This window comes from Salipiger mangrovisoli (genome assembly GCF_015223355.1).
GTDB lineage: Bacteria > Pseudomonadota > Alphaproteobacteria > Rhodobacterales > Rhodobacteraceae > Salipiger > Salipiger mangrovisoli.
The window spans coordinates 20916-33511 of sequence record NZ_JADFFK010000036.1 but is presented as its reverse complement, the minus strand read 5'-3'; the positions used below and the strand labels follow the sequence as shown (position 1 = coordinate 33511).

The 12596-nt window shown below is 68.2% G+C and carries 11 protein-coding genes; 3 read left to right on the top strand and 8 right to left on the bottom strand.

The features are described 5' to 3' along the window. From IQ782_RS30050 to IQ782_RS27195, 3 genes are all read left to right on the top strand, one after another. The coding region (locus tag IQ782_RS30050) for a hypothetical protein (RefSeq protein ID WP_240989618.1) at nucleotides 1–197 on the top strand (197 nt) is incomplete at its 5' end. A gap of 111 nt (nucleotides 198–308) precedes the next feature. Next, nucleotides 309–1772 (top strand): aldehyde dehydrogenase family protein, encoded by a 1464-nt coding sequence (locus tag IQ782_RS27200; RefSeq protein WP_194137822.1) that lies wholly within the window; start codon nucleotides 309–311, stop codon nucleotides 1770–1772. Between the two features lie 158 nt (nucleotides 1773–1930). Beyond that, nucleotides 1931–3607: a BCCT family transporter gene (locus IQ782_RS27195; RefSeq protein ID WP_194137821.1), complete on the top strand. Its 1677-nt coding sequence runs from the start codon at nucleotides 1931–1933 to the stop codon at nucleotides 3605–3607. Between the two features lie 4 nt (nucleotides 3608–3611). Here the strand turns inward: IQ782_RS27195 and IQ782_RS27190 are convergent, their stop codons facing one another. From IQ782_RS27190 to IQ782_RS27155, 8 genes are all read right to left on the bottom strand, one after another. After that, complete coding sequence (locus IQ782_RS27190; protein ID WP_194137820.1) at nucleotides 3612–4445, bottom strand: 3-oxoadipate:acetyl-CoA acetyltransferase; 834 nt, start codon at nucleotides 4443–4445, stop codon at nucleotides 3612–3614. A gap of 86 nt (nucleotides 4446–4531) precedes the next feature. Further along, nucleotides 4532–6073, bottom strand: a complete 1542-nt coding sequence (locus IQ782_RS27185) for a phospholipase D family protein (RefSeq protein ID WP_240989617.1) — start codon at nucleotides 6071–6073, stop codon at nucleotides 4532–4534. Nucleotides 6074–6255: 182 nt separating this feature from the next. Then, nucleotides 6256–7338: a patatin-like phospholipase family protein gene (locus IQ782_RS27180; protein WP_194137819.1), complete on the bottom strand. Its 1083-nt coding sequence runs from the start codon at nucleotides 7336–7338 to the stop codon at nucleotides 6256–6258. Beyond that, nucleotides 7319–7639: a hypothetical protein gene (locus tag IQ782_RS27175; protein ID WP_194137818.1), complete on the bottom strand. Its 321-nt coding sequence runs from the start codon at nucleotides 7637–7639 to the stop codon at nucleotides 7319–7321. Before IQ782_RS27175 ends, IQ782_RS27180 begins: the two co-directional genes overlap by 20 nt. Before the next feature lie 107 nt (nucleotides 7640–7746). Beyond that, a complete protein-coding gene (locus IQ782_RS27170; protein WP_194137817.1) occupies nucleotides 7747–9858 on the bottom strand; it encodes a pyrroloquinoline quinone-dependent dehydrogenase in 2112 nt (703 codons plus the stop codon). After that, nucleotides 9855–10196 (bottom strand): hypothetical protein, encoded by a 342-nt coding sequence (locus IQ782_RS27165; RefSeq protein ID WP_240989616.1) that lies wholly within the window; start codon nucleotides 10194–10196, stop codon nucleotides 9855–9857. Before IQ782_RS27165 ends, IQ782_RS27170 begins: the two co-directional genes overlap by 4 nt. A gap of 138 nt (nucleotides 10197–10334) precedes the next feature. Further along, nucleotides 10335–11789, bottom strand: a complete 1455-nt coding sequence (locus IQ782_RS27160; RefSeq protein ID WP_194137816.1) for a sensor histidine kinase — start codon at nucleotides 11787–11789, stop codon at nucleotides 10335–10337. Next, nucleotides 11786–12520: a response regulator gene (locus tag IQ782_RS27155; RefSeq protein WP_194137815.1), complete on the bottom strand. Its 735-nt coding sequence runs from the start codon at nucleotides 12518–12520 to the stop codon at nucleotides 11786–11788. Before IQ782_RS27155 ends, IQ782_RS27160 begins: the two co-directional genes overlap by 4 nt. Between the last annotated feature and the right edge of the window lie 76 nt (nucleotides 12521–12596).

The following is a 12596-nucleotide window of genomic DNA, read 5'->3' as shown; positions in this document are numbered from 1 at the left end:
TGCGGCACCCTAGGCCCGCCCCGATTATTCTGCTATCTCCGGCATCACCCAAGCAGTTTCAAGATTTGCCGAAGAATTACGGCGGGTCTCGACAGCGTCGCGAGCTGCCCGGAAATTACGCCTTACGCCACGTGCGGCGCGCCGACCAGCCTGCGCCGCCGCTCGCGGCACTGGCCAGAGAAAAATACGCCCGCTAAGACTTGCGCAGGACCTTCCGTCGCAAGCTGCTGCGGTGGCGGCAGAAATGCCGCAGCGCGCCGCCCCGGCGCGACGGTGGGCAGGCAGGACGACCGGCAGGAGGTGCCCCCATGACATTCGCTTTCGATCCCGACCGCATCGCGCTGCCCAACCGGCATTTCATCGGCGGGGACTACGTTTCTGGCGAGGAGGCGCTGGAGCTGCGCTCGCCGTCGACGGGGCGGGTGCTCGGGGCCATTCCCTGCGCCGACGCCGCGCTGGTCGACCGCGCGGTGATGAGCGCCCGCAATGCGCTGCGGAGCTCGGGCTGGGCCGGGCTGCAGCCGCGCGCCCGGCTGCGCGCGCTCTATGCCTGGGCCGAACTGATCGAGCAGGAAGCCGAGACGCTGGCGAAGCTCGAGGCGGTCTGCTCGTCGCGCCCCTACGCGGCGGCGCTGGCCGGGGACGTGATGGTCACCGCCGAGCAGATCAAGTTCTTCGCCGAATTCGCCGACAAGGAGGCGGGGACGCTGGTGCCGACGGCGGACAGCCAGTTCGGCTACATCTCGGACCACCCCTATGGCGTGATCGGCGCGATCACGCCCTGGAACTTCCCGATCTCGATGGCAGCCTGGAAGCTCGGCCCTGCGCTTTCGGCGGGCAATGCGGTGGTGCTGAAACCCTCTGAGATGACGCCCTACACGACGCTCTACCTCGCCGAGCTGGCGGTGCGGGCGGGGATCCCGGCGGGGCTCTTCAACGTGGTGCTGGGCGACGGGCCGACCACCGGCGCGGCAATCACCGGCCATCCCGGCATCGACAAGGTGTCCTTCACCGGCTCGACCCGCGCGGGGGCGGCGATCATGGAGAACATCGCCCGCACCGGCATCAAGCCGATGACGCTGGAGCTGGGCGGCAAGAGCCCGATGGTGGTCTTCGCCGATGCCGATCTTGACGTGACCGCTGACGCGCTGGTCACCGGCATCATCCCGAACGCCGGGCAGTTCTGCGTCGCGGGCTCGCGGATGATCGTCGAGGCCAGCGTGGCAGAGGCACTGGCCGCGAAGCTCGCCGAGCGGTTTGCCAAGATCACCCCGTCGGAGACCCACAGCGCCGAGGCGGGCTTCTCGCCGATCATCTCGGAAAAGCAGCTGCAGCGCATCGACAGCATCGTGCAGGCGGCGACCGAGCAGGGGGCCGAGCTGATCTGCGGCGGCGGGCGGTTCGAGCATGACGGCGCCTTCTACCGGCCCACCCTGATCGGCGGGGTCGACGAGACCAGCCCGGCGGTGCGCGAGGAGATCTTCGGACCCGTCGCCACTTTCCAGACCTTCGAGACCGAGGAGGAGGCGATGCAGCTTGCAAGCCACCCCACTTACGGTCTGGCGGCGGGGCTCTTCACCCGCGACCTGTCGCGGGCGCTGCGGCTGACGCGCGATCTCGAGGCGGGGACGGTCTGGGTCAACCGCTACGGAAGGACGCGGGACCATATCCTGCCGACGGGAGGATGGAAGGCCAGCGGCCTCGGCAAGGATCTGGGGCGCGAGGCTTACCTTGCGAACCGCCGCACGAAGACGGTGCTGATCGACCTCTGAGCGGCTCCGGTGGGCGCGTGACATGAGCGCCGGTCCCTGCGGGGGCCGGCGTTTTCGCGGGGGCGGATGCGGGCGGAATGCAACCGAAGGCGGAACCATCCCGGAGGTGATCCGTTCCGAAAGGGAGCCCACACGAAAAAACACATAGGTTTGAGCCCTTGGAACAGCTTGCCCGCCGCCTCGGCCTGCGCACCGATCCGACGATCTTTTTCATCTCCGCCGGTTTCACGATCGTCTTCGTGCTGGCCCTCGTGATCTTTCCCGAACCGATAGGCGATGCCTTTGCCGTGGGGCGCAGCTGGATCGTCACCAACCTCGGGTGGTTCTTCGTGCTGGGGGTGAACGTCTGGCTGGGCTTCCTGATCTGGGCCGCCATGTCGCGGCACGGGCACATCCGGCTGGGGCGCAAGGGCGAGCGGCCGGTCTATTCCAACCTGTCTTGGTTCACCATGCTCTTTGCCGGCGGCATCGGGACGGTGCTGATGTTCTGGGGCGTCGCCGAGCCGATCAGCCATTTCTCCACCCCGCCGCTGCCGGGGGTCGAGCCCTATACCGAGCAGGCGGCGCGCGATGCCATGTCGATCGCCATCTACCACCTCGGGCTGCACACCTGGACGATCTTCACCCTGCCGGGGCTGGCCTTTGCCTATTTCATCAACCGCTACGACCTGCCGGTGCGGGTGAGCTCGGTGTTCTACCCGCTGCTGGGCGAGGGCATCCACGGCCCGGTCGGCAAGGCCATCGACATCGCCTCGATCCTCGGCACGCTCTTCGGCGTGGCGGTGTCTCTGGGACTGGGCTCGAGCCAGATCGCCGCGGGGCTCGACGCGCTCTTCGGCACCGGCGATGGGGCTTTCGTGAAGGTGGCGATCCTCACCGTGCTGACCGTGGTGGCCGTGGGCTCGATCGTGGCCGGGCTCGACAAGGGCGTGAAGATGCTCTCGAACCTCAATATCGCCATGGCGGTGGCGCTGATGATCTTCGTGCTGGTCTGCGGCTCGACGCTGTTCCTGCTGCGCGGCATCGTCGAGACCTTCGGGCTCTATTTCTCGAACCTGCCGCGGCTGGCCTTCTGGAACGACATGCTGGCCAACGAGAACCCCAGCACCGACGGCTGGGGCTGGCAGGGCAGCTGGACGGTGTTCTACTGGGCCTGGACCGTCACCTGGTCGCCGTTCATCGGGCTCTTCGTGGCGCGCATCTCGCGCGGGCGGACGGTGCGCGAGTTCGTCTTCGGCGTGCTGCTGGCGCCCTCGCTCTTCACCCTGATCTGGTTCGCCATCTTCGGCTGGCAGGCGATGGACTTCGACGGTCTTGGCCTTGCCGCGCGCGCGGCGATGGGCGATAGCGCCGGGGAACTCAGCCGCGCCGTGGCCGACAGCGTGCCGCTGGCGATGTTCGCCTTCTTCGAGCATTTCCCCTTCACCACCTTCATCCAGGGCTTCGCCGTGGTGATCGTGGCGATCTTCTTCGCCACCTCCTCGGACTCGGCCTCGCTGGTGGTGGACATGCTCTGCACCGGCACGGCGACGCCCGGTCCGGTGCACCAGCGGGTGTTCTGGGGCGCGGCCGAAGGGGTCGTGGCGGCGATGCTGATCCTGCTGGCGGGCGAGGCGGGGCTGACCGCGCTGCAGCAGGTGATCACCGTGGTCGGCCTGCCGATCTTCATCCTGGTGAGCATGATGATCCCCTCGATCATCCGCGGCTTTGCCGCCGAGGACATCGAGCACATCAGCATCGGCGCGCGGCCGGGGCTCGAGGAATTCGGCCACGGCCCGGTGAGCGAGGAGAGCACCGCGGGCGGGCTGCGCCCGGAGGCGAGCCCAGCCGAATAAGCGCTCAGGCCGCGCGCAGCCCAAGCAGCGCGCGGGCCTCGGCGGGGGTGGCGATGGAGCGGCCATGCTTCTGCGCCACCTCGACGGCGCGCTGCACCAGCGCGGCGTTGGACGGGGCGAGGGTGTTCCTGTCGATGCGGATATTGTCCTCGAGCCCGGTGCGCAGGTGGCCGCCTGCGGCGGCGGCCCAGTCGTTCAGCTCGATCTGGTGCCGCCCGATGCCGGCGGCGCACCATGGCGCGTCCTCGCCGAAAAGCAGCTTCACCGTCTCGACGTAATAGTCGAAGACGCGCTTCACCGCGGGCATCGAGTTCTTCACTCCCATGACGAACTGCACGTAGGGCGTGCCGACCAGCGCGCCGCGGTCGGCCATCGCCTTGGCCTGGTAGATGTGCGAGAGGTCAAACGCCTCGATCTCGGGCTTCACGCCGTAGGTCTTCATCTCCGAGGCCAGCCATTCCACCAGATCCGGCGGGTTCTCGTAGACGCGGGTCGGGAAGTTGTTCGAGCCCACCGAGAGCGAGGCCATGTCGGGGCGCAACGGCAGCATGCCGCCGCGCGTCTTGCCCGCGCCCGAACGGCCGCCGGTCGAGAGCTGCACGATCATGCCGGGGCAGTGCTTTTCGATCCCCTCCTTCAACGCGGCGAAGCGCTCGGGATCAGAGGTCGGTTTGCCCTCGTCGTCGCGCACGTGGCAATGGGCGATGGTGGCCCCGGCCTCGAAGGCCGCCTGCGTCGACTCGACCTGCTCGGACACGGTTGTTGGCACGGCGGGGTTGTCCGCCTTGGTGGGCAGCGAACCGGTGATGGCAACGCAGATGATGCAGGGTTGGGACATGGCGGGACTCCGTCGCTTCGTTGCGGCACCCCAGGGGCGCTCGGAACCGAAGATGTCGCAAGGTCACGCCCGCCGCAACCCGCCGTTCAGAGCATCCATTCGACCGGCAGCCAGCTGATCACATGGGTCAGGGCGCGGGTGACCGGCCCGGCGTTGGGCTCGCTGTGGAAGACGAGCGGCGGGCCGACCTGCGGCGTGTTGGTCCAGACCAGATCGCCCGCGTCGTCCAGCGTGACGTCATAGGCATAGGTCGGGGTGTCGAGCTGCTCGGAGATGGCGGCGGCGATCGACGGGCTGTCGATCAGCAGCCCCATCTCGGTGTTGATCTGCGCCGACCGCGGATCCAGGTTGAACGAGCCGATGAAGGCCCGCGTGCCGTCCATCCCGAAGACCTTGGCATGCAGCCCCGAGGCCGAGCCCGAGAGCACCTCGGGCAGCGACCGTCGCACGTGTTCCTCGCGCATCGCGCGCAGCTCGTAGAGCGTCACCCCGCCTTCGAGGAGCGGCTTTCGGTACCCCATGTAGGCGGCGTGCACCGGCATCACGTCGGTCGCCTCCAGCGCATTGGTCAGCACCCGCACCTCGACCCCCTTGCGGGCCAGCGCGGTCAGCGCCTCGGTGCCCCGCTCGCCGGGAATGAAATAGGCCGAAACAAGATCGAGGTTGCTTTCGACGCCATCCACCAGTTCGAACAGCCGCTCGACGATCTTGCCTGCGCCGGGCACCTTGCCGAGACCCTTGGCCGGATCGTCGACGAGCAGTTCCGCATCACCCCATTCGAGAGCCAGCGCGCCGCCTTTCAGCCCGGACACGAGATTGCTCTCGGCCACGACCTTCAGGTAGCCGTTGCCGAGCGAGGAATTGCGCGCCGTCTTGCCGGCCTCGGCAAGGGCGGGCGTAAGCGCAGCGTCCAGCAGCAGCTCGGCGTCATAGGCCGAGGCGCTGTTCCAGTAGCGGTCGAAGGAGTCGGCGACTTCCTCGACGATCGGCCCCACTGCCAACGCATCGACGTCGAAGTAATGCGTCCCTTCGCCGTATTCGAAATAGATGTCGCCGATGTTGCGCCCGCCAACCACGGTGGCCATCCCGTCGACGGTCATCGACTTGTTGTGCATCCGCCGGTTCAGGCGGGTGAAGTCGAAAAGGTAGGACACGAGCTTGGGGTCGCGGAGCGTGAACGGGTTGAAGATGCGCACGTCGGCGCTTGGCATGGCGTCGAGCTCGGCCAGCAGCGTGTCGAGGCCGGGGATGCCGTTGTCATCCACCAGAAGCCGCACCCGCACGCCGCGGGCGGCGGCGGCGCGCAGCTCGTCGAGCAGGATCAGCCCCGTCGTATCGTCCTGCCAGATGTAATACTGCGCATCGATCGAGACCTGCGCCGCGCGCGCCAGCAGCACCCGCGCCGCGAAAGCATCGCGACCGTCGGCCAGCGGCTGCACGCCGCTCTGGCCATCATGTGCGGCGAGGAGTGGCACGATCACGCTGCCAAGCGCCCCCTCGGTGTCGGGGGGCAGCCGGTGCTGCGCCGCTACCAACTCGCGGTCGGGCAAGGGGAACAGCAGCTTCATCCCGAACACGAAAGTGATCAGGACCAGGACCAGGACCAGAAGGCCTTCAAGAAAACGCATCGGACGCACCCACATCATCTGGACCCGTCCGGCAGGGCCGTCCGCCACGCATCTCCCGCCCTCTGGACCGAGTGCGCCGCTGTCCACCCTTTCGTCGCGGGTCTTTGCCGCCGCTTGACGGAAAGCCTAGCGCGAAGCGGCGGCAGGCGTCGAGCCTTACATGTGCGCCTGGGGCCGGGAAGTCACAGGTGCAGCATATCCGCCAGATAGCGCTCGCGCAGTCTCGCCGTGCCACGCTTGCCGAGGCTGTCGAAGTTCTCCGCGAGCCACCGGCTCGCCGCGGCGCGACCGCTTTGATGCAGTTCGAGCAGCATCTCCAGCGCCGGATACATCTTGGTGTGCGGATCGAGCCCGGTCAGCGTCGCCTCGTCGTGGATCTCGTGGAAGCGCAGGTCGTGCAGGTCGCGCAGCAGGTCTGACCCGCTCTCGCCCTCGTGGGTCTTCATGTGGTCGATCAGTGCGTCCTGGATGATGGCGATCCCGCGCAGCTCGGTGAGCAGGGCCTGGTTGAAGACCATTTCGCTGACCCGCTCGGTGATCTCCTCGGGCGAGCGGGCGGTGAAATCGCGGCGCGCCGGGTTGATGGTGACCAGCAGCAGATCGGACTGCGGGGTGAAGCGCACCAGTGCGGCGATCGGAGGGTTGGCGGCATAGCCGCCATCCCAGTAGTCCTCGCCGTCTATGCTGACCGGCGGAAAGCTCATCGGCAGGCAGGCCGAGGCGATGGCGACATCCGGGCTGAGTTCGTGATTGCGGAAGACCCGCGCGCCGCCGCTGCGGGCATTCGTGGCCGACACGAAGAGGCGGGGCGCGTCGTCGCGTTGCAGCGCTTCGAAATCCACCTGGGCAGCGATCAGCTCGCGCAGGGCCATCTGCGCGGCGCGTCCCTGCCAGGGGCGCGACGAGACGGTGACCTGCCCGCCGCTGACCATCTGCCACCAGGCGGCGGAGGCGGCGAAGAAGCCGGGGAAGGTCTCGAGCATCTGGAACACCGGGGTTGCTTCGCGCGCGGCGGCGTTCACCGAGGTCCAGAAGCGGCGCAATGCCGCCCGCCCGCCCTCGCGGCCGCCGGTGGCGATGCCCGAGGCGACGACGATGGCGTTCATCGCTCCCGCGCTGGCACCCGAGAGCGCGCCGATCTCGATGCGCTCGTCTTCGAGCAATGCGTCCAGCACGCCCCAGGTGAACGCCCCATGCGCGCCACCGCCCTGCAGCGCCACGTCGAGGATGATCTTGTCGGACGGTTCAGTCGTTGAATTGGTCATGGAAATGCAAAAAGCCTCCGGGAATTGGAGAAATTCTGCGGTGCAGCATAGCGCGCCCCGGGATTCGCATCCAGCGGGCGGATCCGGCGGTCGGCGGTGCCGCGCCGAAATCACAGCAGGTGGGGCCGGGGGGCATGTCGCAGCGCCCGTAATAGCGCCGCGTTTGCAGGGCAAAGAGGTCGATCCGCTCTCCCCAGCCGCTGCGCAGCCCGGCAATGCGGCACTCGGGGCAAAAATGGTGGCCGCCATGCGCATCGCGCCAAAGGCAGGCGCCAAGGCGCTTGCTTTCGGTCCACGGCATCACCGCCCCGGAAGGGAGGGGCCCGCGCCGAAATCCGCTTCGGCCGCAGGTCGAGGCTTCGCCGCAGGATGTGTCCCGCCCGGATGCGGCTCCGGGCGGGACAGGCGTCAAAGCGGCAGGCGGTAGACCGAGATCATGTCGCCGACCGAAGGCTTCAGGATCGAGTTGCCCCCCGAGATGAAGGCGACATACTCGCGCCCGTCATGCTCGTAGACCGCCGGGTTCGACACCGAGGGGGCCTCGGTCAGATCGTGCCAGAGTTCCTTGCCGCTGTGCAGGTCATAGGCGCGCACCATGCCGTCCATCGTGCCGCCGATGAAGATCAGCCCGCCGGCGGTGATCGCCGGGCCACCGATCGTGGGAGAGCCCCAGGCTTCGGGCATGTAGAAGCCGTAGCGCTGGGACATGCCGAAGGGCTTGCGCCAGAGCGTCTCGCCGGTGGTCATGTCGAGCGCCATCAACTCGCCAAACGGAGGCTCCCAGCACGGCATCCCCCAGCGGTTCATCGCGGTCTTCAGCGACATGCCGTAGGGCGCGCCCGTCTGCGGGTGGAAGCCGCTTTCGCCGACACCGGCTTTGCCGTTGGCGGCCTCGTAATCCTCGCGCGACCAGAGCTTGATGTACTGCACGACGTGGGACAGGTTCACCACGGCGATCTGGTTCTCGGGATCGAAGCCGACGCCGCCCCATTGCACCACGCCCGCCGAGTTCGGGAAGGCGCCCGCGCCTTCGCCCTCGGTGGTCGGCGGCGTGTACATGCCCTCGTAGCTCAGCTGCTTCCACAGGTCCGAGCATTCGCCGAAGCCAGCGAGATCGGCCAGCTTCCACACGTCGGGCAGCCGCGTCTGGTCAAGCAGCGGCTTTGGCACGGTGGGGAAGGGCTGGGTCGGCGCGTAGACCTCGCCCTCGATGGTGCCTTGAGGCACCGGGCGTTCTTCGATCGGCCAGATGTCCTCTCCGGTCTCGCGGTTGACGACGAAGAGGAAACCCATCTTGGTGGCCTGCATCAGCGCCGGGATTTCCTCGCCGCTCACGGTGATGTCCATCAGGGTGGGGGCAGAGTTGATGTCATAATCCCAGATGTCATGGTGCACCCATTGCCGCGACCAGATAACTTCGCCGGTCTCGACGTCGAGCGCGGTGGTCGAGGTGGCATAGGGAATGTCCTCGGTGCGGTTGCCGCCCCAGTAGTTGGGCGAGGGCGAGGCCACGGGCAGGTAGACGATGCCGCGCTCCTCGTCGGCGCTCATCGCGGTCCAGACGTTGGCGGTGCCGGTCTTTTCGCGGATGCTCTCGGGGATGGTGTCGAAGGTCCACTCCAGTTCGCCGGTCCGCGCGTTGACCGAGAAGACCGAGCCCGGAGGCGCCTCGGCCCAGTCCCAGTCGTTGCCGGCCCAGCCGATGATCACGTGATCGCCGACGATGGTCGGCGGCTGCAGCAGCGACAGCGGCCAGCGGTCGTTGACGGTATTCCACTGGTTGACGTCCAGAACGCCGCCATCGGCGAAATCCTCGCATGGCTTGCCGGTGTCCGCGTCCATGGCAAAGAGCCGCGCGTCCATCGTGCCGAGGTAGACGATCTTCTGGCAGGCCGCGCCCTCCTGCGGCTCGGAGGCCTCCCAATAGGCGACACCGCGGTTCTTGAGCGCGGGCTGCGTGAGGGCTTCGAGCGTGGACTGGCTGTCGAAGGACCAGATTTCCTCGCCGCTAGAGGGGTCGAGCGCCAGCACCCGGTAGAAGGGCGTGCCGATGTAGAGCATGCCGTTGGCGTAGATCGGTGTGGCCGACCAGACGGTCGCGGGCAGATCGCCCGAGCCGTCCGAGACGTCGCCGGTCTCGACCCGCCAGGCCAGTTCCAGATCGCCGACATTGTCGGGGGTGATCTGATCGAGCGGCGCGTATTTGGCGCCCGACACCTGCCCGTGGAAGCTGGGCCAGTCGGTTCCGGGGGTGGGCACCTTGGCATCCGACGACGGGCGCGCGGCGGGAACTTCGACGGTGATCGTCTCGGCGTCGGGTTCGGGCTCGCTGTCGTCCTGCGCCGGAACCTGCGTCTGCACTTCGGTCGGTGTGGCGGCGGTGTCCGAGACCGGGGTATCGGCCGCAGGAGCGGGTTCCCCGGCTGGCGCGGGCGGCGGAGGCGCGTCCGCCTGCTGGGCAAGGGCGGGTGCGGCGAGCAGGGCGAGAAGCGCGGTGCTGCGCAGGAGCAGTCGGGTCATGCGAGGTCTCCTTCGGGACCGGAGAGCGCGGCGATCCAGCCGATCGCGCAGACGGCGAACGCGGCGAGCATCACCCACTGATGCATCAGGAACGCCGCAAGGGCGCTGAGCAGCAGGCCGACGGCTATCAGCGCCATCAGGACAAAGCGCGCGCCGCGTGCACGGCTGCGCACCATGAGCGCCGCGCCGAGCAGCAGGCACAGCGCGCCGAAGGCCGCCGCGAGCGGACCCCAGACCCCGGTCACACCGGTGAGTGGAGCGAAATAGGCGTAGAGGCCGCAACCAAGGGCGACCAGCGCCGAGACCATCATGACGGTCAGTCCGGTTCGATAGGACATGTGAGGTTCCCGTTCAGTTTCACGGCGGGTCGTGCGATGGAACGACGCGCGACCGCGTCCCTTCAAGGAGTAGGGCGCAGGGCCGCGCAGGCAAATTTTCGCGCATCCCGTTTGTGCAACCGATGGAGTCGGAAGGGATCAGCCGCGCCGGATGGTGAAGACCGCGCGCAGACCGTGGGGCGCGGTCTCGAAGTGCAGGTCACCGTCGTGCATCATGGCAATGGTCGACACGATGCTGAGGCCGAGCCCGATGCCATCGCTCGAGCGGGCGTTGGCGCCGCGCCGGAACGGGGCCATCAGCGCCTCGATCTCTTCGGTCGAGCGCATCCCGCTTTCGTCTTCGACGGTGATCGTGGCGGTCTCGGCGGTGGCCTCGAGGCGCAGCTCGGCGCGGCGACCGTACTTCAGGGCATTGTCGACGAGGTTCGAGACGGCCCGCTGGATCGAGACCGGCCGGGCGGTGACGATCACCCGATGCGCGCCGCCCACCACCTGCGCGCCGCGACGCGAGGTGAAGAGCGACTGCCCGCCGCGCAGCACCACGGGCTCGACGGTGCCAAGGCTCACCGGCTGGCCCATGTCGCGGTAGTCATCGACCAGCGCCTCGACCAGCGCGGTGAGCGACAGCTCCCGCGGGGCCTCGACGTTCAGCTCGGCACGGGTGTAGGTCAGGGCGCTTTCGATGATCGCGCTCATCTTGTCGATATCGGCCTCGAAGCGGGCGCGCAGCGTGTCGTCCTCGATCAGCGCGGTGCGCAGCCGCAGCCGCGTTGCCGGTGTGCCGAGGTCGTGGCTGACCCCCGAAAGCACCACCGCGCGCTTGGCGAGCTGCGCGCGTTCGGCCTCGAGGTAGGTGTTCACCGCGCCGACAATGGCGCGCAGCTCGGTCGGGCCCTCGGCCGCATAGCTCTCCGGCCCGCCAAGACGGCGGCGCGCGGCAAGCGCGGCGGCGAAATCCGTGAACCGCGCGGCGGTGTTGGTGACCAGCGTGAAGATCACCGCCAGCGCAAGCAGGGCCAGTCCGATGGCAGGCAGGCGCAGGTCGGCCGGGGCCGCCTCGCAACCCCAGACTTCGGGCGCCTCGACGCGCTGCCAGTCCCCGGTGTCGGGCCGGGCGATGATCTGTGGGTGGCTGCAATAGCGCGCCATCAGCCGGGTGAGCTGCCCGAGGGTTTCCTCGGGGCGCTGGCCCGGACGCGAGGGTAGATCGGCCACGCGGAATTGCAGACCATCGGAGATCACCGCGAGTTGCAGCCCGGAGCCTCCCGTGCCGTCGGGCAGGATTGGCGCGAGCGTGACATATGCGGGCCGCGGCAGCGCCGAGATCTGCGAGAACTCGCCCCGTTCGGCGCGGGCGATATCCGTGCCTTCGAGCGGGGTGAGGCTGACGCCTTCGGGCGGGGCAAGCCCGCGGGACAGCGCGCCGTAGATCAGCACCCCCGCGCGTTCGGCCCGGTCGAGATGCGCCGTCCAGTGGGTCTGAGACAGGCTCCACATGGCGGTGATCACCATCCCTGCGAGCGTGGCGGCGAGGATCAGCAGCGTGCCCGAAAGGCGCAGGCCGAGCCCGCCCGGACCCGTGTCGTCGGTCATGTTTCCTCGGCGGTCACATCCACCGCAAACACGTAGCCGACGCCGCGCTCGGTCCGGAGCATCTGCGGGTCCTTCGGGGACCGCTCGATCTTCGAGCGCAGGCGTCCGACCAGAACGTCGATGGCGCGACCCCGCGCGTCCTCGGTGCCGCTCTCTCCGGTCACGTCGAGCGCCGCGGCGATTTCCTCGCGGGTCAGCGGGATGAAGGGGTTGGCCAGCAGTGCCTGCAACAGCATCGTCTCGCGCCGCGACAGCACCACCTGGAACCCCTCGGGCGAGGTCACCTCGTCGCGCTTGGCGTCGTAGCGCCATCCGGCAAAGCGGAAGCTGCGTGTGCGGCGGCGATGGGCCAGCGAGGCGGTGCGGCGCGCGCGCGCCAGAACGGCGCGCACCTGCGCCACCATCAGCTCGGGGTTGAACGGTTTGGCGATGTAATCGTCCGCGCCGACCTCGTATCCGGCCATGCGCTGATGGTCCGCCGACAGCGCCGAGACCATGATGATCGGCACGTCCTGCTCACGGCGCAGCCGCGCACAGATCTCGATGCCGCTCTCGTCGCCGAGCATGACATCGAGCAGGATGAGGTCGATCCGCCCGGTCTCCATGGCCGCGGTGATTTCGGCCATGTTCTGCGCGCCATGCGCGATGAAGCCCTGCTTTTGCAGGAACTGGGTCATCATGCTGCGCATCTCGGGATCATCGTCGACGACCAGCAGCCTTGAGATGGTCACGCTGTTCTCCTCGGGCGGGGGCGGGCAGGGCGTTATCCCCCGCGAGGGCCGTCTTTGCAATCGTGCCGCTGCGCTT

Excerpts from the sequence above, each read along its gene's own strand:
- IQ782_RS27165 (WP_240989616.1), bottom strand. The coding sequence starts at position 10,196 with ATGTCCTATCGAACCGGACTGACCGTCATGATGGTCTCGGCGCTGGTC.
- IQ782_RS27160 (WP_194137816.1), bottom strand. The coding sequence starts at position 11,789 with ATGACCGACGACACGGGTCCGGGCGGGCTCGGCCTGCGCCTTTCGGGC.
- IQ782_RS27190 (WP_194137820.1), bottom strand. The coding sequence starts at position 4,445 with ATGTCCCAACCCTGCATCATCTGCGTTGCCATCACCGGTTCGCTGCCC.
- IQ782_RS27170 (WP_194137817.1), bottom strand. The coding sequence starts at position 9,858 with ATGACCCGACTGCTCCTGCGCAGCACCGCGCTTCTCGCCCTGCTCGCC.
- IQ782_RS27200 (WP_194137822.1), top strand. The coding sequence starts at position 309 with ATGACATTCGCTTTCGATCCCGACCGCATCGCGCTGCCCAACCGGCAT.
- IQ782_RS27175 (WP_194137818.1), bottom strand. The coding sequence starts at position 7,639 with ATGCCGTGGACCGAAAGCAAGCGCCTTGGCGCCTGCCTTTGGCGCGAT.
- IQ782_RS27180 (WP_194137819.1), bottom strand. The coding sequence starts at position 7,338 with ATGACCAATTCAACGACTGAACCGTCCGACAAGATCATCCTCGACGTG.
- IQ782_RS27185 (WP_240989617.1), bottom strand. The coding sequence starts at position 6,073 with ATGCGTTTTCTTGAAGGCCTTCTGGTCCTGGTCCTGGTCCTGATCACT.